We start from the raw sequence: 22,104 nt of genomic DNA on the forward strand, positions 1-22,104 counted from the left end.
CTTAATGGGTTAAGCCTGAGCAGTAACTTCGTTGTGCTGCTCAATAAACTCAATTAATGCATCAGCCGGCATCGGCCTTGCAAAATAAAAGCCTTGAATGCATTCGCATTTGAGGCTTTTTAATGTCTGCAGCTGGGCTTTGGTTTCAACGCCTTCTGCAACAACCCTCAAACCAAGGTTATGCGCCATTGCAATAATTGACGCCACCATATTGCGGTCTTTGTCGTTGATGGTAATGTCGTCAACAAAGGCTTTATCAATTTTCAGGCTGTTCATTGGAAAGCGCTTAAGATAAGACAGCGAAGAGTAACCTGTACCAAAGTCATCCAGAGCCAGTTTTACGCCCATATCTGAGAGATTTTCCATCATAGTAATGGCGCGTTCAGGGTCGCTCATGACCATGCCTTCGGTTATCTCAAACTCAACATGTCGAGGGTGCAACTCTTCTTCTCGTAAAATTTGTTCAATTTGTAAGGCCAGACTGGATTGCATAAACTGCCGCGCAGATAAATTAACAGCAATGCTCTTGGGCGAACCCTGGCAGGCCATAAAGCGCTTCATATCACGGCATGCCAGGCGCAAAACTTCTTCGCCGAGGGGAATGATAAGCCCGGTTTCTTCGGCCAGAGGAATGAAGTCAGCGGGATTAATCATTGAGCCGTCTTCGTTCTCAATGCGAGCCAGCGCCTCAAGTCCGGCAATATGGCCGGAGTGTATTTCTATTTTCGGCTGATAGTAAACACGAATATTATGAGATTTTAAAGCCGCCCTTAATTCATTTTCCAGTTTAAGTCGTTTGACTGCGTTTTCGTTCATTGACTGGCTGAAAAACTGATAGCAGTTTCCGCCACGCTGCTTCGCATGATACATCGCCATGTCGGCTTTCTGCAAAAGCTCCTGCGACGTCCGGCCGTCGTGAGGGTAAAGTACAATGCCAATGGAACTGCCAATGACGATTTCCTGCTGCTCAATGAAGTAAGGCTCTGCGACTTTTAGGTTAATTTGATTGGCCAAATCACCAATTAGGTTTATGTCCACGCTGTCTTCAATGAGCAAACCAAACTCGTCTCCACCCAATCGATAAAGAGTATCCTGCCGACGACCAATGTCCATGAGTCGCTCGGCAACCTGACATAAAAGCTGATCGCCTACTTCATGACCTAAGGAGTCGTTAATTTTCTTAAAGTCATCTAAATCAAAGAGCAATAGAGTATGTGAGACTTTTTTCCTAACCAGATTTGAATGACTGACTTGAAAGTAAGAACGATTGGGCAGACCGGTTAAAGTATCGGTGTTTGACAAGCGACGAAGCTCATTTTCTGTGTGGCGCCTTTCGGTAATATCCGAGAAGCTGGCAACAATGAGTGATATTTCGCTGTTATCATCCCGAACAGCATCAAGAGTTAATTCCATCAGGAACTCTTCACTGTTGGCTTTAATATCGGTGACTTCGCCACGCCAGGTTCCCTCTTTTATGACGGCTCTTTTTATTTGATTAACAAAGCTTTCAGGGTAACACTCAAGCGTTAGTAACTGGCCTAAAACCTGTTCACGACTGAAACCGCTAATTTTCTCAAATGCGTTGTTAACCTCACGCTTTCTGAAAAAACGGTCGTAAATGCAAATACCATCAGATATATTCGTGATAGATGAGGCCAGCATTGTAATTCGCTCTTCAGAGCTTATCAGACTGCTTATATCACCAAGAGTACCGAACATGGTTCGATGTTCACCGTTAACTTGGAGTTTTCCTCTATCTAACACCCACAGCCAATTTCCTTGGTTGTCGAGCCGGTAGCTGCATTCGAACGAATCAGACTCACCATTTAAATGATCTTCAAGGCTTTTTTGCAGTCGTTTTAAGTCTTCCGGGTGTACGTTCGACTTACCACCAGATAGGCCGAGTCGCTTCCCGTCAATAGGGAAAGAAGGACAGTTTTCCCAGATATTCTGTCGTATCAGTTCGCCTGATTCGAGGTCCCATTCCCAGCATTGGTAACGGCTGGAAAGGACACCCTGAGCCTGTCGCCGATACTGCTTAAGGTCGCGACGCATTCGGGTTTGCCGCTGGCGCAGATAAAGCCAATAGGATAACAGCCCGAGGGCACAGATAAGTATGTAGGTAACCCAGGCAAAAGGTGTTTTCCAAAAAGGAACGGCAACGTCAAGCTGAGCTATCGCCGATGGGGACCAGAGGTCATCATTATAAGATACCTGAACCTCTAATTTATGCGAACCTGCGGGCAAAGACGAAAGTTGTAGCGGAGTACCACTTTTTTCTAACGTTTGCCAGTTATTTTCGCCGTGATTCAATTTGTAGCGGTAGCGTAACTCTGCCGGAGCAGCCGCGAACGGAACCGCAAAGTCAGCTATAAAGGTGGCGTTACCGACTTTTTTTAAGTCTATATAGGGTGGTTTGTTTAACCGTTCATTATCGACAGAAATTGTTTTTTTCTGAGAGACTTGTCCAAATGCGTTTATTTCGATGGCTTCGGTTTTAGTATGCAGCCAAAGCGAGTGGTCAAAAGTCGTTAAATTTAAATTACCGGGCGTTGCCGACAACACTGGCGTTGCCAGTGAACTCCAGTTTCTATTGATAGTATCGTACTGATATAGAGCTCCAGAGTTATTGACAATATAAAGTTGGTTAGCGAATAAACGCATTTTACTGATCTCAAACTGAGCGTCGGGGTAGTGATTAAGCTCCGAGATTTCTTCATTGACGGTATTGTAAAATACTAGCCCTAAGTCTGTCGCTAACCACCAGTTACCGCTGTCATCTTCTATTGCTGCTGATACTTGTTGCATCAGTTGCGGCATTGTTATGCTGGCTGAGCTTTTTTGTGTATTTGAGGAGGCCAGGACAGACGGAGCCAAGGGCGTATCAATTTGAAATACGCCCTGATTATTCGTTAAGAAAAAAACATCGCCCCGGGTAATTTCTATAGCTGCGGCTGCGGGCGCGTTATGAAGTTGGGTAAGCTTTTCATTTCGTAATTCATACAGGCCATTTGTCGTACTGAGTAAAATGGCGGAACGGTCTTGCGTTAATGCTATATCATTAACTTTATCCAGGTTGCTAAGATGCTCGGGGAGTGGTTGTAAGCGTAAATCTTTGTCCAGCAGAATCAAACCTTGCTCTGTTGCAAGCCATAGCTGATTTTGAAAATGAACCGCAGCATAAAGTAGCCTACCCGGTAGCCTTTCTGTAATTGGATTTTGTTTATTAACCGCAAAAACGTCACTGGAAAAACCGTCCCAGGCAAACACTCCCTGATTTTCAGTACTTAACCAGCTCCAGTTTTTGCCGTGATACATATAGTTTACGTTCTGAATGGGGGCGCCGTTATAGTTTAGGCTTAAGGGTTCAACATCTTCTGTCCCGGGAGTGTGGCGGTAAATGAATCGATCTGTACTAACCAGTAACCGGCCTTTGTCATCTTCCGAAATGTGTTTTATACGAGTTTCACTGCCGGACTGACGTCCCGATAACTCAAATGTTTTAAGCCTATTTTCGGAGTTAAGCTGGAGTTTTGCCAAGCCGTCTCGGGTTCCGAGCCATAGCGCACCCGATGTATCGAAAAACAGATGTTCGATATTATCTGAAAGTAAATCTCTCTTTGCCTCAGGTGTAGCTAAAATATTTTTGAATTCGTTGCCATCAAATCGAGTTAAGCCACTGGCTGTCGCTATCCACAAGAAACGTTGTGGTCCCTGAGCTATAACATTTACATGGTTGCTGGGTAAGCCCTCATTAAAGGTCCACTGGTGCACAGCATTTTGTGTGGAGGAGTGTTGCGCGTAAACATGGAAGCTAAAGCTTCCGAATAACAAAATACATAGAAAAAGAGCAGGGCATAATGTCCTGATAGGCAATGTAAAATTCACGAAAAACCTATTGAATGGCTACTTCAGCAGCTCTTTATTGTTAGTATAGCGTTAAGATAACGAGAGAAGCACTGACTGTCAAAGACTATTCGATTCAGTCAGTGTTTCGGTTTGAAGCCTTAGCGCTTGCGATTTATCACCTAAACGCTGTTTTATTCGTTCCAGCCAGTCGGTGAGTTGGCAATGTTCCAGGGCACTGAGGAGTTCTTGCTGGCGATTAAACCCTGTATCGGCGAGCTGAATAGCACCCCAGAGCCGCTGGCTGCGAACCCTTAAGTTACGATCAACCGTCTTAATCTGCTGTTTAAGTACCGATTTAGCGTGATGCCATTCCTTCAGTGTCAGATCCTCAAGCTCCGCCACTTGCACTTTAATCACGTCATGTATTGCTTGATAAAGTTTTTCAGCATCAAACTCATGTGACTGTAAAAAGAATAAGATCCCGGGCAAACGCTTTACCGAAAAGTACTGGCTCCCGGCGGCATAACCCAGTTGTTGTTCAGTTCTTAACGCCTGGAATATCGGTTGATGAATTAACTGCTGCAAGAGCATAAAACTGATTTGCTCTGTTGAAGTATCATCTTCCCCCTGAAAATAAAGCAAAATAGCGATGTCTGAATGTTCAGCAGGAACAATTAATTGCTGCGAACAAAAATCACGGACGCGTTTAACCGGAAGCCTTTTGTTGGGAACGCTGCGTTGGTCAGGGAGACTCTTTTTAATAAGCTGTCCCAGTTCCAGGGCCTCGCTTTTTTGCCAGTCACCGTGAGCTAATGCAGTAACGTGCACCGGGGAGAAAAGCTTAACTATTTCTACAGTAAACTGGCGGAAAGAGATTTTCTCGAGTTCATAGGCTAAATCGCTAAGCCGAAATAAGCCAGACTGCAGTTGTTGGTTCAGTTCAGCAAAAAGCTTGTTCAGTGGTTGGCTCTGATGAGCTGAATGCCAGTTACTTAGTAAGCTTTGTTTCAGATCCTGCCAGCGGCGTCTCGCAAAACGAGTTTTCAAAGCTCGCCGGATAAGATGTTGCATTAATGGAATTTGCCCGGCAGAAAGTCCGGTTGTATGTATTGTGATACCGTTTTGAGTTGGGTAAATATTAAAATGTAAGCCAGCGACTTCGGCGTCATATAAGTCATCATTTAACGCATCTATCATAAGCTCAGACCATAATCTGGCGATAGCGAAGTGAAAAGCTGAACTGGTTACCGCGGGTAATCTTAAGGACAAGTAAATGTGCCCTTTGGGCACTCGAAAATCGCGATCCTGCAGGTGCCATAATTGTAACTGTGCGCTGTCTTCTAATCGTGTTGGCAGAGAGCCTCCAGCCTCCAGAGGCAATGGTTTAAAGCGGGAGTTGAGAAAACGGTTGGGCTTGGGTAGCTGGCAGTTGAAGTCATCTGGTGTTGATAAAAACAACTGAAACTGTTCTTTGCTGATAGGACTTAAGCCATATTCCGTATGATAAATCGGCGCGATTTCAGTCGTACGGACATCAGGAGCGATTAAAGTGATGCGCGCGTTCTCGGCGGTCATCTGCTGCAAGATTTTTGCTGCATACGAGTGATTCAACCCATCCATACGATAATCACCGTAGAGTGTGTCTTCTGGACTATAGTGAAAAGCGTTTACAGCGAGCTGATTAGCCAGTTCTCCGACCGGAGTCGGCTCTTGATACAGAAAACTCATTTCTGTGGTAATGCGGCGCTCTTTGTAGCGCCAGTCTTCAATCCCGTCAGCTTCAATTTTTCTGATATAGGCAAAAACCCACTGAACAACCGGTTCAACCTGGCGGCGCCCTGCCTCAGTAAGCTGGATATTAATATTAAAGTCTTTGAAATTACTACCACTAATACCTCCACCCGCCGAGAGTGAGTTGACCCAACCTTTCGAACGCAAAGCGCTGAATAAACTTCCGGGACCTTCGTAGCCCAATAAATGCGCGATAAAGCTGGTGGTTTTATGCGGGTAGTCTGCGTCGATACTTGGTAACGGTAATGTCAAAATAAGACGGTAAGCTGCCTTGACGGGTTTAACTGTTATCCACACTCCTTTTTGTTCCTGACGATAAAGAGGAACGTTGATAGACGCCTTGCCAATGCATTGTTGTTTAATATCAGCAAAGTAGCGGTGGGCTAATTGTTTGAGCTCAGAAAGAGACTGAGGACCGGCGATGACCAGACGCATCCTTTGCGCCACGTAATGCTCGTTAAAAAAACGCCGCAACTTGCTTTTTAAGGTGCCGTGCTCATCGTGTTTTAGGGTATTAAGGTTGCCAACAGAGAACTGACTGAAAGGGTGCTTTGAGTTCGCGGTAACCTTATGAACCTGATACAAACGTCTGAGTTCATCATTCTGTTTCAGGCGAAACTCAGACTCTATAGAACTTATTTCTTTGTCTATCCAACTCTCTGAGAGCAAAGGGGACTTCAGCACAGCGGAAAAATATTCCAGCGCCTGCGGTAGTGCATTAGCATTGCAGTCAAAGTGATAGTTCGTAAATTCAGTGCCGGTCCAGGCGTTGTGCTGACCACCTTGCAAATTTAAGAAATGTCCAAAAGCGGAGGGTTCAGGAAACGTTTGGCTGCCTAAAAATAACATGTGCTCTAAAAAATGAGCCAACCCCTGAGTATGTTCAGGATCATCAAAATGGCCGGCATTTACCGCGACAGACGCCGCGGCTTTCTGGCTATCAGGGGAATGAACCAATAACACCTTTAATTGGTTCCCTAATGTCAGGTGCTGATAGTCTCGTTTGTCTTCAGAACTTCGGACAACACGGACGACCTCATCGTTAAGTGAAGAGTTCGCCATAATTCTCCTTGATGTCGATTTCGAGGCGAGTTACTGATCCAGAGCCTGGTTAAAGTCTTCGGGTTTATCAAAGTCGCCTTTAAAATCCTGTAAACGCTCGTTATTGAAGGTTAACACCAACTCTTTGCGGTAATCTTTACCTGAATTGGGATCCATTTTATAAAGATATACCCAGCGGTCAGAGTCAAAACTGTTCTGCGCAACAGGAGTTCCCAGCACAAAGACAACTTGCTCTTCAGTCATTCCCACCCGCAATTTGTCGACATCGTCCTGCTCAAGATAATTCCCCTGAGGAATATCAATGCGATATACCATTTTATCGAGAAGAGAACAGCCATTTAAGGTTATAACGGCAACTAGAAAAACTCCAAATCTTGACATGAAATACCTATTAAAATTAATCTCAATTGATTGTATTGGCGTCGATGATAAACAATGACTTACCCGAACGCCAGTATAGAACGAATTTAACTGGCGAGTAACTCTCTCGCGTTTGCTTTTGCCATGTCGGTAACTTTGTCGCCACCCAATAAGCGCGCCAGTTCGATAACCCTCTGTTCTTTAGATAACGCAACTACCGAGGTTTCAGTTTCGGCCCCATCAGTTGACTTACTCACTTGTAATTGCTGATGAGCTTTAGCCGCGACTTGTGGTAAGTGTGTAACACAAATAACCTGAGAGGTCTTCCCCAAAGCCTGAAGCATAGACCCCACTATTGATGCTGTAGGGCCACTGACGCCAACATCAACCTCATCAAACATCATGGTAGGAACCGTTTTCTGTGTCGCTGTCATCACCTGTATGGCAAGGCTAATTCGCGAAAGTTCACCCCCAGAAGCGACTTTATTCAGTGCCTGTATGGGTTGTCCGGGGTTGGTTGTTACCAGGAACTCGACTTCATCGGTACCCAGTCGCGTAGCCCGGGCGCTGGTGTCATGCTCAACCTGAATAACAAAACGGCCATGTGGCATATTCAACTCTTGCATCGAGCTGCTTATTTGCTGACTTAACTCCGCAGCTGCCTGTTCGCGGCTCGCCGAAAGCTTAAGAGCACTCTCGCGGTAGACTTTTCGAGCCTGCTGCCGGTCTTCGTCAAGTTTCTCGGCTTGTTCGCCCGCTTGCTCTAGATTATCAAGTTCGTCTATTAACTTTTTGTGTTGCTGGCTCAGTTCTGAACCGGGTATCTGGTGCTTCTTCGCTAAATGAATAGCGGCGCTTAAACGGTCTTCTATAATCTGAAGTTCGCCCGGGTCGAGTTCTAAATCGTCCTGATACTGGCGTAACTCAAGTGCCGCTTCTTCAATGTGTACTTTTGCCTGTTGCAATAACTGGGTAACAGGAGAAAGTGCGGTGTCCATCTCCTCAGCTTCAGCTAAGCGCTGGCTGGCTGACTGAACCAGACTGGATGCGTTATTGTGTTCTCCTTCGTAAAGAGCGTTTAAGGCAAACACACCGGCTTCGAGTAAAACCTTGCTGTTACTTAAGCGCTTGTGTTTTTGCTCCAGCTCGTCGAATTCGCCATCTTCCAGCGCAAACTCATTTAGCTCATTAACCTGATATTCAAGTAACTGACGCTGGGCTTCCAGTTCTTCTTTTTGTTGCTGGTAGCTTTGGTATTGCTTCTCAACTGAAGCCCAGTTTTTATAGTCTTGTTGGACTTTGTCTAACAAGTGCTGATGGCGGGCGTAGCTGTCGAGTAGCGTTAATTGATGCTCGTCCTTTAACAACAGTTGATGTTCGTGTTGACCATGAATGTTGACTAATAGTGGTGCCAGAGACTTTTGTTGACTGACAGGAACCGGTGTCCCGTTAATCCATGCTTTGGAGCGTCCGTCGCGCTGAATAACACGACGTAAAACGCAGTCATCATCAGCGTCAAACTCATTATCAGCTAACCACTGGTGAGCGGGGCTGGCATCTTCCAACGCGAAAACGGCTGTAATTTCGGCTTTTTCCTGACCCGGGCGAACCCAGTTAGCGTCGGCCCGGCTCCCCAGGCAAAGGCTCAGGGCATCCAGAGCTATAGATTTACCGGCACCAGTTTCGCCGGTGATAGCGGTCATGCCGCTGTGAAATTCAATGTCTAACGATTTAACGACTGCAAAGTTGCGAATAGTTAATTGGGATAACATAGCCTTCGCTCCAATACTGTTGATATATACAGGTTATACAGTATTTATACAGTAGCTGAGTCGAAATGCAAGTATCCCGCTTAAAAAAGTCGGCTACCCCAACCGAGTTTATTACGTAATACGTGATAGTAGTTGTGGTCAATAGGGTGAATCATACGTAAGGCTTTCGGGTACTTTTTGATAATGACATCATCGCCTGGGTGAACTGTCATCCGAACATGACCGTCGCAACTAATTTGCAGTAAGTCATTGTCTAAAGCAGCCTTTAACCTGACTTCACTGTTACCATCGACGACAATTGGTCGACTGCTTAAGGTATGAGGAAACATAGTCACCAGAGTCATTGCGTCCAGGCCAGGATGCAGAATGGGGCCGCCACCGGATAGTGAATAGGCGGTTGAGCCGGTTGGGGTGGCGCAAATTAAACCATCAGAGCGTTGACTAAAGACGAAATGGTCGTTCACATAGAGTTCAAACTCTATCATGTGCGCAACTTTGTCGGAGTGCAGGACAATTTCATTAATTGCTCTGCCGGTACCCGATGAACTGCCGTTGTTAATGACTTCGGCGGAGAGCAGGAAACGTTCCTCTACGTGGTAGTCTCCATTGAGTACCGACAACAAAGGCGTCATGACTTCGTCGGGATCTAAATCGGTTAAAAACCCCAAATTACCGCGATTGACGCCGATAACACCGATATCGTACTCACATAAGGCGCGGGCAGCACCGAGCATGTTGCCGTCACCGCCGACGACAACAGCAATTTCGGCCCATTCGCCTAAGTCCTGCAGGCTTAGTGTCTCGATTTCTTCCGGCAAGTTTAATTGCTCCGCCGTGCGTGCTTCCAGACACAGAACAAAACCACGATGAATTAAAGCCGTGGCAATCGTTTCTAAAGTTAACTGGGTCCCACGATCATCAGCTTTGCCGAGTAACCCAATCTTTGTAAAAGCGCTCATTAACGGAATCCTTGTGCGTTCGTGTGCTTACGCTACGATGAGCAAGAAAATTTATCAAGTAAGAGAAATCCCCTTGAAAGAAGAAAACTTGCCCCCATTAATTCTGCAACCTTAATTTTAAACTGGTTAAAGAGAGTCACTTATGACCGATAAAAACGATTCGAAACAAAAAAATGAAGCGGCTGCTGAGCCGACCGTAGAGCAGCAGAAAGCTGAACAGGAAGCCGCGCAGGCGGCGGAAGAAGCTTTGCAGCAGGACGTCGCAGCCGATGAAGCTGAAACTGCGGGACAGTCATCAGAGCAAACGGATCGCATTGCGGAACTTGAGCTGGCTTTAAGTAAAGCAGAGGCGAAGGCGAATGATCAACGCGACTCGGTACTGCGCACTCAGGCTGAAATGGAAAACGTGCGTCGCCGGGCCAGTCAGGATGTTGAAAAGGCGCATAAGTTTGCGCTGGAGAAGTTCGCTAACGAGATACTGACTTCGGTAGATAACCTTGAACGCGCTTTACAGCTGGCTGACAAAGAAGACGAAACGAACAAAAACTTTGTTGAGGGAATTGAGCTTACCTACAAAAGCTTAACCTCAACGCTGGAGAAGTTTGGTGTTCAAGCCGTTGGTGAAGAGGGCGAAGCGTTTAATCCGGATCAACACCAGGCCATGTCAATGCAGGAATCTGATGAGCATCCGAACAACACTATTATTGCAGTAATGCAAAAAGGCTATGAGCTGAACGGGCGTTTGTTGCGCCCAGCGATGGTGATGGTTGCGCGTAACTCGAACTCGGGTGTGGATACAAAAGCGTAATAAAATCGAAAATTATCCCTGTGTTGGGTATTGAAATTCGAACATAGGCACCCCAGATAAGGGGTAACGAAACAAATTACATGAATCAGAAGTTGGAGACGAATCATGGGTAAAACAATTGGTATAGATTTAGGTACGACAAACTCTTGTGTTGCTGTACTGGATGGTGGCAAAGCTCGCGTTATTGAAAACGGCGAAGGCGACCGCACAACTCCGTCAGTAGTAGCATTCACTGATGATGGTGAAATTTTGGTCGGTTCGCCGGCAAAACGCCAGGCAGTAACCAACCCAAATAAAACTTTATTTGCAATTAAGCGCCTTATCGGGCGTCGCTTTCAGGATGATGAAGTACAGCGTGACATCGGCATTATGCCTTACAACATTGTTAAGGCTGACAACGGTGATGCGTGGGTAGAAATTGACGGTGATAAAAAAGCACCGCCGCAAATTTCTGCTGAAGTTCTGAAAAAAATGAAAAAGACCGCCGAAGAGTTTCTGGGCGAAGAAGTCACGGATGCGGTAATTACTGTACCGGCATACTTTAACGATGCTCAGCGTCAGGCAACCAAAGACGCGGGCAAAATCGCAGGTCTTAATGTTAAACGTATTATTAACGAACCAACAGCAGCTGCGCTGGCATACGGTATGGACAAGAAGTCCGGCGACAACGTCATTGCCGTGTATGACCTAGGTGGTGGTACGTTCGATATCTCTATTATCGAAATTGATGAAGTTGAGGGCGAGCACACCTTTGAAGTACTGGCGACTAACGGTGACACGCACTTAGGCGGTGAGGACTTTGATAACCGCTTAATTAACTACTTGGTTGAGCAGTTTGAAAAAGACCAGGGCATTGACTTGCGTAAAGATCCACTGGCTATGCAGCGCTTAAAAGAAGCGGCAGAGAAAGCGAAAATAGAATTATCATCTGCGCAGCAAACCGAAGTGAACCTGCCATACATTACGGCAGATAACACCGGTCCTAAGCACATGGCAATTAAAGTGACCCGTGCGAAACTTGAGTCACTGGTTGAAGACCTGATTAAGAAATCGCTTGAGCCACTGAAACAGGCGTTAGCGGATGCTGATCTGTCTGTCAGTGACATTCAGGACATTATCATGGTGGGTGGTCAGACTCGTATGCCGAAAGTACAGGCTGCCGTAACTGACTTCTTTGGTAAAGAACCACGCCGCGACGTTAACCCTGATGAAGCGGTTGCCGTTGGTGCTGCGGTTCAGGCTGGTGTACTGCAGGGCGACGTTAAAGACGTACTGCTGCTGGACGTATGCCCGTTGTCGCTGGGTATCGAAACCATGGGCGGCGTAATGACGAAACTGATTGAGAAAAACACGACGATTCCGACTAAAGAATCGCAAACTTTCTCAACGGCTGAAGACAACCAGTCTGCAGTAACTATCCATGTTATTCAGGGTGAGCGTAAGCGCGCTGGGGATAACAAATCGCTGGGTCAGTTTAACCTTGAAGGTATTCGTGCAGCGGCGCGTGGTGTACCACAAATTGAAGTGACTTTTGACATCGATGCGGACGGTATCCTGCACGTGTCAGCCAAAGATAAAGACACAGGTAAAGAACAGAAAATCACCATTAAAGCATCTTCTGGTCTGGATGAATCTGAAGTTGATAAAATGGTTAAAGATGCCGAAGCACACGCTGAGGAAGATAAGAAGTTTGAAGAAATGGTGCAGGCACGCAACCAGGCAGACGGTTTGGTTCATGCAACCCGTAACCAGTTGAAGGAAGTTGGCGACGCCTTGTCTCAGGAAGACAAAGACGCTATTGAGAAAGCTTGTGAAGAACTTGAGCAAGCGTCTAAAGATGGTGACAAAGAAGCCATTGATACGAAATCTCAGGCGTTGATGGAAGCATCACAAAAGCTGATGGAAGCTGCTCAGCAGCAACAGGCACAGCAAGGTGCTGAAGGCGCAGCTGGCGGTGAACAGCAGTCTTCCAAAGCAGATGATGATGTCGTTGATGCTGAATTTGAAGAAGTCAAAGACGACGATAAGAAGTAAGCATTAAGGCAACTTCGCAAAAGCACACGGGTGTTGCCGCAAGGTAATGCCCGTGTATTTGTATCAGGCTGATAAACAGCACAGATAGAAGACGAAGAAATTATGGCGACGCAAGATTTTTACCAGGTTCTGGGCGTATCGAAAGACGCCAATGAACGTGACATTAAAAAAGCCTACAAACGTATGGCGATGAAGTATCACCCGGACAGAACCGAGGGTGATAAAGAAATGGAAATTAAGTTTAAAGAAATTAAGCAAGCGTACGAAGTCCTTTCTGATCCTCAGAAACGCCAGATGTATGATCAATATGGGCACGAAGCTTTCGAACAGGCACGCCAGGGCGGAGCTGGCCATGGTGCAGGCGGATTCGGCGGGGGCGGTGCTGATTTTGCTGATATCTTTGGTGATGTCTTCGGCGATATTTTTGGCGGCGGCAGACGTCAGCAAGCTCGTGCCCAGCGTGGTGCTGATTTGCGTTACAACTTGGATATGTCGCTGGAAGAAGCGGTTCGTGGTAAAACCGTTGAGCTTGAAATTCCCACTCTGGTTGAGTGTCGCGACTGTAATGGTAGTGGTGCGAAAAAAGGCAGTAAGCCGCAAACCTGTGGCCATTGTCATGGCGCAGGTCAAATCCAAATGCGCCAAGGCTTTTTTGCTGTACAGCAAACCTGTCCTCAATGCCGCGGAACGGGTACGATTATTAAAAATCCTTGCCGCACATGCCATGGACATGGCCGTAAAGAAGAGACTAAAACTTTATCGGTTAAGATTCCGGCCGGTGTCGATACAGGTGACCGCATTCGTTTAGCGAATGAAGGCGAAGCGGGTGAGCACGGCGCGCCGGCAGGTGACTTATACGTTCAGGTTCATGTACGAGAGCATCCTATTTTTGCCCGCGACGGCAATAACCTCTTCTGTGAAGTACCTGTAAGCTTCACTAAAGCGGCTCTTGGTGGTGACATTGAGGTGCCAACCCTGGAAGGTAAAGTCAAACTGAAAGTACCTAAAGAGACACAGACGGGTAAACACTTCCGGTTACGTGGTAAAGGCGTTAAGTCGGTTCGCACTGGTGAAGTCGGCGACCTGATTTGCAAAGTGGTGATTGAAACTCCGGTGAACCTGTCATCTAAGCAACGTGACATGTTGGAAGAGCTCGAAAATTCAATGGGTACCGGCGATGAAGCTGCCAAATTCAGACCCAAAGAAAAAGGTTTTTTCGACGGCGTGAAACAATTCTTTGATGACTTACGTAGCTAAATTGTCTATCACTGGATAAGTGCATGATAAAAAAGACCGGAGGCAGTCAATGAATTGGAAGACGGTGACGTTAAGCGCCTGCATGTTGGTCGCACTGGCCAGTTGTGCTAAATCTCCGACGGGGCGCTCGCAGTTGCAACTTTATTCAAGTAGCGAATTGAATAAAATGGGGGCTGCCTCCTACGAGGAAATGCGCGAAGAGAAAAAAATTAATGACGATGCTGAGGTCAATGCTTACGTGCGTTGTGTCAGCGATGCATTAGTTGAAAACTTGCCAGGAAACTACAGTGAAATGGACTGGCAAGTGGCTGTTTTTGCAGAGCCCGCTGTCAATGCTTTTGCTCTACCGGGTGGTTATATTGGCGTATACGACGGCCTGATAGAGGTTGCCGAAAACCAGCATCAGCTTGCGGCAGTTATTGGGCACGAAATTGGCCACGTTATTGCTGAGCACAGTAATGAACGCATCTCTAGCAACATGATGGTCGGGCTAGGTTTGCAGCTCGGTGGCATTCTTGCCAGTACTCAATTGGATAACGATAAAGCCGGCCTATTAATGGCCGCTTTAGGTGTAGGGGCTCAGGTTGGTATCCTGCTGCCTTATTCACGTACCCATGAATCAGAATCGGATGAACTGGGTATGGAATATATGGCCGACGCTGGATTCAAACTGGAAGAGGCTCCTGAGTTGTGGCGCAATATGCAATCGGCTTCAGACGGTAAATCGCCGCCTGAGTTGTTGTCGACTCACCCGAATCCCCAAACTCGTATTAAAGACCTTGAAGCGCTGATCCCGTCGTTACAAGAGCGTTACTCTGCGGCTCGTGCCGCGGGGAATACACCAGACTGTCAACGTCCGGCATCGGTTGGCAGTTCAGACAAATAAAGTAACAGAGGGAACAGCTCATTCCCTCTGCCTTTCAAAAGGTTATAACCTAGTTCAATTTATTCTTTTTGACCTTCTCTTTAACGTTTTACCCTAGCTCCCATTTTTTATAAAGCGGCTGGGGAATTATGTTTAAAGCGTGGTTTGCAATTCCATTTTGGCAACGTGTTTTAGGTGCCTTTGTATTAGGTATGCTAATAGGTGGGCTGGCTCCTGAGGTTGGTGTTGCGCTTAAGCCTCTTGGCGATTTGTTTATAAAAGCCATTAAGATGCTGGTCGCGCCGCTTATTTTCTGTGCCATTGTTAGTGCTATTACGGATCTGAATGATGGGAAGAAATTAGGTCGTTTGGGTGCTAAAACCATTGGTTTATTTATGCTGACCGCGATTATTGCCAGTGCTATTGGCTTAACTCTGGCCAGTCTAATTGATATGAGCCCTGCAGACACGCTGACTGCAACAGAGCAAAATGAAAAGCAAATTCCCGGTATAGCTCAAGTTTTCCTCAATTTTGTGCCCAGTAATCCTTTCGCAGCGTTAACTGAAGGTAATGTACTGCAAATCGTTGTTTTTGCGGCTTTGGTTGGTATTGCTATTCAGCGTTTAAAAGGCAAAGGCGAGCCTTTGCGTAAGACGATAAAGTCGGGCGCTGAAGTCATGTATGAAATTACTCGTATGGTGTTGCAGTTAACGCCTATTGGTGTACTTGGTTTAATGTCCTGGGTTATTGGTGAATACGGTTTTAGTACCTTGCTGCCACTGGCGAAATTTGTGGGTGTTATTTATTTGGCCTGTCTTATCCATATTGTGGTGGTTTACGGCGGTTTAATTCGCACCGCAGGCGGCATGAGTCCCTGGCAGTTTTTCAAAGCGGTATTTGATGCGCAGATTGTCGCCTTTACCACGTGCAGTTCGTTTGGCTCATTACCAGCGGCGCACCGGGCTGTCACAGAACGTTTGGGTGTCTCGAAGGATTATGCCAGTTTCGTTTTACCTTTAGGTGCCACCATTAATATGGACGGCTGCGGTGGCATTTATCCGGCCGTTGCCTCTATTTTTATTGCGCAGCTCTACGGAATACCGTTAGAGTGGATGGATTACGGTTTGATCATGCTAACAGCGACGCTGGCTTCGGTGGGAACGGCAGGCGTACCGGGCACCGCTCTGGTAATGTTAACCGTTACTCTGAATGTTATTGGGTTGCCTTTAGAAGGCATTGCGTTTATCGCTGCTATCGATCGCATCATTGACATGGCCCGAACCCTGACCAATGTGACTGGCGATATGATGGTTTCCAGAGTCGTTGCGCGCAGTGAAAACCTGTTGCAGGATCAAACTCATTTAGCGACGGAGTCAAAATAATGATCAATGTGGGCGTATTTGGAGCCTCGGGCAGAATGGGGAGAGCCGTTATTCAGGCTTTGACGGACGATAACCAAGCTAAGCTGGGCGCAGCCATTGTCAGAAAAAGCAGCAACAGTTACGGCGACAGTGCGACAGAGAGCGAGCCTGTTCATTTTATTAGTGCCGATGAGCTGCAGCCAGAGCAGGTCGATGTTCTTATTGATTTCTCTTTGCCTGAAGCGCTCACTGAAAACCTGAAGCTTGCTGAACAATATCAGTTACCTATTGTTGTTTGTACGACGGGGCTAAAAGACGAGCAGAGAGAACGTATGGCTCAGGCGGCCGAGACAGTGCCGGTACTGTACGCCAGTAATACCAGCATCGGGATTGCCTTGCTAGAACAGTTGGTTGGTTTAAGCAGTGCTGCATTGCCCAATGCTGACATTGAAATTTTTGAGGCGCATCACCGAGATAAAAAAGATGGCCCGTCCGGAACGGCACTGAGTTTGGGGCAGGCTGCAGCAAAAGGCCGGCAGCAAAACTGGGAACAGGTTAACGACGGTATTCGCGCTGACGGGCTGCGCAGCGACGACGGTATTGGCTTCTCGGTAATGCGGGCAGCAGATATTATCGGTGAACATCAAGTCACTCTGGCGGTTGCGGGTGAACGCATTGAGATTGGACACCGTGTCAGTAATCGAAAAACTTTTGCCGACGGAGCCTTACGTGCCGCCAAATGGCTTGAAGAACAAGCGCCCGGTTTTTATAGCCTGCAGGACACCTTAAATTTGCAGGACATACTGCAACGCATGCTCAAGCAATAAATACTGCTGGACGATTTTCGTAATATTTCGTAGAATGGCGGGAATTTGCCTGAATCAGTCCGAAGGCCGGCGTGATTTGGCAAAACGCGCGGTTCAGGACGCAAGACGGGGAAGTCAAATTATTGATTTACCCGTTTTTTTATGTACGGAGGTTGCCCTTGAGTATTCTAGCGAGTCAATCCGCTAAACGAGCGATTCTGGTGCTTGCTGACGGGACCGTGTTTCGCGGAACCGCTATCGGAGCCGAAGGCTCTGCAGTCGGCGAAGTGGTCTTCAACACGGCCATGACAGGTTACCAGGAAATTCTTACTGACCCATCTTATACAGAACAAATCGTTACTCTCACTTATCCCCATATAGGCAATACCGGTATTAACTCTGAAGACGCAGAGTCTGATCAGGTTTGGGCGAAAGGACTTATCATTAGAGATTTGGCAATGAAAGCCAGCAATTTCCGTAGTGAGGAAACGCTAAGCGCTTACTTGCAACGTCACAATGTGGTGGGTATTGCAGATATTGATACGCGTCGTTTAACTCGCATTTTGCGCGAAAAAGGCGCGCAAAATGGCTGCATTATGGTTGGCGAGCTGGATGAAAATAAAGCGCAGGAACTGGCTCAGAAGTTTCCGGGCTTAAAGGGAATGGATCTTGCGAAAGAAGTTTGCTGCGACAAACCTTATGACTGGCAGGGCGGTAGCTGGCAGCTGGGCGAAGGCCATACCAAACCAGAGCAGAATGAATACCATGTAGTCGCTTATGATTACGGTTGTAAACACAACATTCTGCGTTTGCTTGCGGACCGAAATTGTAAAATTACAGTCGTACCGGCTCAAACGTCGGCCGAGGATGTACTAGCATTAAAACCCGATGGGGTTTTCTTATCGAATGGTCCGGGCGACCCTGAGCCTTGTGATTATGCGATTACAGCAATCAAAACCTTGCTGGATAAAGACATTCCAATTTTTGGTATTTGTCTTGGCCATCAGTTACTGGCCATTGCCAGTGGCGCGCACTCCATGAAAATGAAGTTTGGTCATCACGGCGCTAACCACCCGGTACAAGATGTAAAAACGAAACGGGTGATGATTACCAGTCAGAACCATGGCTTTGCCGTTGATGAGAAACAGTTGCCGGATAATCTGGAAGTGACTCACGTATCTTTGTTCGATGGAACATTGCAGGGTATTCATCGTAAAGATAAACCTGCGTTTAGTTTCCAGGGTCATCCGGAAGCAAGCCCTGGTCCACATGATGCCAGTGAACTGTTTGACCACTTTATTGAATTGATGCAGGCCAAAGCCTGATTCGTCGAATGATATTCGATGCCGTCATCCGTAGCGAAAGGACAGATAGAGCGACTTTATGCCAAAACGTACCGACATTAAAAGCATTCTGATTCTGGGGGCAGGCCCTATTGTTATCGGCCAGGCCTGTGAGTTTGATTACTCCGGCGCTCAAGCGTGCAAAGCGCTGCGCGAAGAAGGTTACCGAGTCATTTTGGTAAATTCTAACCCCGCTACCATTATGACTGACCCGGAAATGGCCGATGCAACTTATATCGAGCCAATTCACTGGGAAGTAGTAGAGAAAATTATTGAGCGTGAGCGTCCAGATGCGGTGTTACCGACCATGGGTGGCCAAACCGCTTTGAACTGTGCGCTGGATTTAGATCGCCACGGTGTGCTGGAACGCTACAAGGTTGAAATGATTGGCGCCAATGCCGATGCGATTGATAAAGCGGAAAACCGTGATCGCTTCGATAAAGCAATGAAAGCGATTGGTCTGGAAACACCGAATGCAGAAATGGCTCATAGTCTGGATGAAGCCTTTGATGTGCTAAGCCGACTGGGTTTCCCTTGCATTATACGACCGTCTTTCACTATGGGCGGCAGTGGCGGTGGCATTGCCTATAACCGCGAAGAGTTTGAAGAAATTTGTAGACGGGGTTTAGACCTCTCGCCAACCAATGAACTGCTAATTGATGAGTCATTGCTGGGTTGGAAAGAGTACGAGATGGAAGTTGTGCGCGATAAAAGCGATAACTGCATCATTGTCTGTACCATTGAAAACTTCGATCCAATGGGAATTCATACCGGTGACTCGATAACTGTTGCTCCCGCTCAGACGTTAACCGATAAAGAATTCCAGCTAATGCGTGATGCGGCAATGGCCGTTCTGCGTGAAATCGGTGTAGAAACCGGAGGCTCTAACGTACAGTTTGGCGTTAACCCGGACACCGGGCGTGTGGTTATTATTGAAATGAACCCTCGGGTTTCCCGGTCATCGGCTCTGGCATCAAAAGCTACAGGCTTCCCAATTGCTAAGGTTGCAGCGAAACTGGCGGTTGGTTATACGCTGGATGAACTGGATAACGAGATAACCGGCGGCAGAACGCCTGCGTCTTTTGAACCCGCGTTAGATTACGTAGTCACCAAAATACCGCGCTTTAACTTTGAAAAGTTTGCTAACTGCAATGACCGGCTGACCACGCAAATGAAGTCGGTTGGTGAAGTCATGGCTATTGGCCGTAACTTCCAGGAGTCGATGCAAAAAGCCCTGCGTGGTCTGGAGCTTGGTGCCTCAGGCTTTGACCCTATTGTGGACTTAGAAGCTAAAGATGCCCGTTCAAAAGTCATCCGTGAATTAAAAGAACCGGGTGCTGAGCGTATTTGGTATATCGCCGACGCCTTCCGCTTAGGAATGACGGTACGCGAAGTCTTTGAGCTGACACGCATAGACGAATGGTATCTGATTCAGATTGAAGAGCTTGTAAACCTTGAGAAAGAGATTGATGAACTCGGTTTAGCGGGACTCACCGCAGACGTTATTACGGTATTAAAACGCCGCGGTTTTGCTGATTCTCGTATAGCCGACGTTCTGCATGTGAGTGAAGCTGAAGTTCGTAAAAAGCGCCATAAGTATAACATTCATCCCGTTTACAAACGTGTTGATACCTGTGCGGCTGAATTCGCCTCTGGCACAGCTTACATGTATTCAAGCTACGATGAAGAATGCGAAGCGGCTCCGTCCGACAAAGAAAAAATCATGGTTATTGGTGGCGGACCTAATCGTATCGGGCAGGGCATTGAGTTCGACTATTGCTGTGTACATGCGTCGCTGGCGCTGCGCGAAGACGGTTATGAAACCATTATGGTCAACTGTAACCCGGAAACAGTATCTACCGATTACGACACTTCAGATCGTCTTTACTTTGAGTCTATTACACTCGAGGATGTTCTTGAAATTGTCCGTATTGAAAAGCCTAAAGGGGTTATTGTTCAATATGGTGGTCAGACTCCGCTGAAGCTGGCGCGTGAGCTTGAAGCTAATGGCGTGCCAATTATCGGTACTTCACCTGACGCGATTGATAGAGCAGAAGACCGGGCGCGTTTTCAGACGGCCGTACGTCGTCTGGGGTTAAAACAACCCGAGAACTCAACAGTTACAGGCTTCAACGAAGCACTAACTGAGGCTAAACGTATCGGTTATCCGTTAGTCGTTCGTCCATCCTATGTTCTGGGTGGAAGGGCAATGGAAATTGTCTATGACGAAGCGGATTTGCAACGTTATCTGACTGACGCGGTCAAAGTGTCAAATGATGCGCCGGTACTACTGGATCGTTTCCTTGATAACGCGATAGAAGTTGACGTTGATGCTATTTGCGATGGTACCGACGTGCTAATTGGCGGCATTATGCAGCATATAGAGGAAGCCGGTGTACATTCGGGGGACTCAGCGTGTTCATTGCCTCCATATTCATTGAGTGACATTATTCAGGCTCAATTACGTGAACAAATGCGTAATTTAGCTTTTGAATTGAATGTGAATGGCTTGATGAACGCTCAGTTTGCGGTTAAAGATGATGAAATTTATCTTATTGAGGTAAACCCTAGAGCTGCGCGAACCGTACCTTTTGTTTCTAAAGCGACAGGTGTGCCGTTAGCCAAAGTGGCAGCGCGAGTAATGGTTGGTCAGTCACTGCAAGAGCAGGGCTATGTAAAAGAAATTATTCCACCGTATTACTCGGTGAAAGAAGTGGTTATTCCTTTTGCTAAATTCCAGGGCGTGGATCCTATTCGCGGACCTGAAATGCGCTCAACCGGCGAAGTTATGGGCGTAGGTGAAAGCTTTGAAGAAGCTTATGCTAAAGCTAACCTGGGTGCTGGCGAAGCGCTGGCTAAAAAAGGCAAAGCACTCATTTCTGTAAAAGACAGTGACAAACAACGTTTGATGGACCTAGCCCGCGGTTTATTGGCGTTAGGCTTCAGTTTAGAAGCAACGCGCGGTACAGCTAAAATGCTTGGTGAAGAAGGTATTGACTGCAGTATTGTAAATAAACTGCAAGAAGGCCGTCCAAATATTGTTGATGCGATTAAAAACGGCGAATATTGCTATATTATAAATACAGTAGAAGGCCGTCAGGCGATTGAAGACTCGGTCTATATTCGCCGTGAAGCACTATTGAATAAAGTTATTTACACCACAACATTAAATGCTGCGTTTGCGACAGTTAAAGCAAATACAGCGGATGATCGGGCTCGGGTGAGTTCGGTACAAGAATTACATAAAAGGGTATCGTTAATATGAACCAGATTCCAATGACGGAACATGGCGCGCAATTATTACGTGACGAGCTTAAACGTTTAAAAACGGTTGAGCGTCCGCGCATCGTTGAAGCTATTGCTGATGCTCGTGAGCACGGCGATTTAAAAGAAAATGCGGAATATCATGCAGCGCGTGAACAGCAAGGCTTTTGTGAAGGCCGTATTCAGGAAATTGAATCCAAGCTTTCTAATGCGCAGATTATTGATGTAACTAAAGTGCCAAATAACGGCAAGGTTATTTTTGGCTCCACAGTCACCGTTTACAATACGAAAACGGATGAAGAAGTTACTTATAAAATAGTCGGCGATGATGAAGCGGATATTAAATCAAACTTAATATCTGTGAATTCACCTATTGCGCGTGCACTTATTGGTAAAGAAATCGATGATATTGCGACAGTAACGACGCCTAACGGTGAAGTTGAATACGAGGTTGTTGCAGTACAATATAAGTAATATCTAAAATGATTTTTTAAAAGGCTGGAAACGTAAGTTTACCAGCCTTTTCTTTTTATCGGCTTTTGAAATACATTGTTGTTTGTTTTTATACGGTTT

14 protein-coding genes are annotated in these 22,104 nt (G+C 46.6%); 9 read left to right on the plus strand and 5 right to left on the minus strand.

Annotated elements, in window-relative coordinates:
- Positions 1 to 9: 9 nt before the first annotated feature.
- The 5 genes from Q5L94_RS00440 to nadK form a co-directional block, all read right to left on the minus strand.
- Positions 10 to 3,774: an EAL domain-containing protein gene (locus Q5L94_RS00440; RefSeq protein WP_317496548.1), complete on the minus strand. Its 3,765-nt coding sequence runs from the start codon at positions 3,772 to 3,774 to the stop codon at positions 10 to 12.
- 192 nt (positions 3,775 to 3,966) lie between these two features.
- Positions 3,967 to 6,702 (minus strand): insulinase family protein, encoded by a 2,736-nt coding sequence (locus Q5L94_RS00445; RefSeq protein ID WP_317496549.1) that lies wholly within the window; start codon positions 6,700 to 6,702, stop codon positions 3,967 to 3,969.
- Positions 6,703 to 6,732: 30 nt separating this feature from the next.
- Positions 6,733 to 7,083, minus strand: coding sequence for an outer membrane protein assembly factor BamE (locus tag Q5L94_RS00450; protein ID WP_317496550.1), 351 nt, complete (start codon positions 7,081 to 7,083; stop codon positions 6,733 to 6,735).
- Between the two features lie 86 nt (positions 7,084 to 7,169).
- Positions 7,170 to 8,834 carry a DNA repair protein RecN gene (gene recN / locus Q5L94_RS00455; protein WP_317496551.1) on the minus strand — a complete coding sequence of 555 codons (1,665 nt, stop codon included), beginning with the start codon at positions 8,832 to 8,834 and terminating at the stop codon, positions 7,170 to 7,172.
- Positions 8,835 to 8,914: 80 nt separating this feature from the next.
- Entirely contained in the window at positions 8,915 to 9,793 is an 879-nt protein-coding gene (gene nadK, locus Q5L94_RS00460) for an NAD(+) kinase (RefSeq protein WP_317496552.1), read from the minus strand.
- 142 nt (positions 9,794 to 9,935) lie between these two features.
- Between nadK and grpE the strand changes: the two genes are divergently transcribed.
- The 9 genes from grpE (at position 9,936) to greA (ending at position 22,005) form a co-directional block, all read left to right on the plus strand.
- A complete protein-coding gene (grpE, locus tag Q5L94_RS00465) occupies positions 9,936 to 10,601 on the plus strand; it encodes a nucleotide exchange factor GrpE (RefSeq protein WP_317496553.1) in 666 nt (221 codons plus the stop codon).
- Between the two features lie 105 nt (positions 10,602 to 10,706).
- Positions 10,707 to 12,635, plus strand: coding sequence for a molecular chaperone DnaK (gene dnaK / locus Q5L94_RS00470; RefSeq protein ID WP_317496554.1), 1,929 nt, complete (start codon positions 10,707 to 10,709; stop codon positions 12,633 to 12,635).
- Between the two features lie 102 nt (positions 12,636 to 12,737).
- Positions 12,738 to 13,892: a molecular chaperone DnaJ gene (gene dnaJ, locus Q5L94_RS00475; RefSeq protein ID WP_317496555.1), complete on the plus strand. Its 1,155-nt coding sequence runs from the start codon at positions 12,738 to 12,740 to the stop codon at positions 13,890 to 13,892.
- A 49-nt stretch (positions 13,893 to 13,941) separates the two neighbouring features.
- Positions 13,942 to 14,778: a M48 family metallopeptidase gene (locus Q5L94_RS00480; protein WP_317496556.1), complete on the plus strand. Its 837-nt coding sequence runs from the start codon at positions 13,942 to 13,944 to the stop codon at positions 14,776 to 14,778.
- A 128-nt stretch (positions 14,779 to 14,906) separates the two neighbouring features.
- The gene (locus tag Q5L94_RS00485; protein WP_317496557.1) at positions 14,907 to 16,139 is read left to right on the plus strand and encodes a dicarboxylate/amino acid:cation symporter; all 1,233 of its coding nucleotides are present in this window, start codon (positions 14,907 to 14,909) and stop codon (positions 16,137 to 16,139) included.
- Complete coding sequence (dapB, locus tag Q5L94_RS00490) at positions 16,139 to 16,945, plus strand: 4-hydroxy-tetrahydrodipicolinate reductase (RefSeq protein ID WP_317496558.1); 807 nt, start codon at positions 16,139 to 16,141, stop codon at positions 16,943 to 16,945. Before Q5L94_RS00485 ends, dapB begins: the two co-directional genes overlap by 1 nt.
- Positions 16,946 to 17,103: 158 nt before the next feature.
- Positions 17,104 to 18,249 (plus strand): glutamine-hydrolyzing carbamoyl-phosphate synthase small subunit, encoded by a 1,146-nt coding sequence (gene carA / locus Q5L94_RS00495; RefSeq protein ID WP_317496559.1) that lies wholly within the window; start codon positions 17,104 to 17,106, stop codon positions 18,247 to 18,249.
- A gap of 58 nt (positions 18,250 to 18,307) precedes the next feature.
- On the plus strand, positions 18,308 to 21,532 hold the full coding sequence (carB, locus tag Q5L94_RS00500; protein WP_317496560.1) for a carbamoyl-phosphate synthase large subunit: 3,225 nt from the start codon (positions 18,308 to 18,310) through the stop codon (positions 21,530 to 21,532).
- Positions 21,529 to 22,005 carry a transcription elongation factor GreA gene (gene greA / locus Q5L94_RS00505; protein ID WP_011234230.1) on the plus strand — a complete coding sequence of 159 codons (477 nt, stop codon included), beginning with the start codon at positions 21,529 to 21,531 and terminating at the stop codon, positions 22,003 to 22,005. Before carB ends, greA begins: the two co-directional genes overlap by 4 nt.
- Positions 22,006 to 22,104 lie beyond the last annotated feature (99 nt).

The sequence above is a fragment of the Idiomarina sp. Sol25 genome (genome assembly GCF_033052775.1).
GTDB lineage: Bacteria > Pseudomonadota > Gammaproteobacteria > Enterobacterales > Alteromonadaceae > Idiomarina.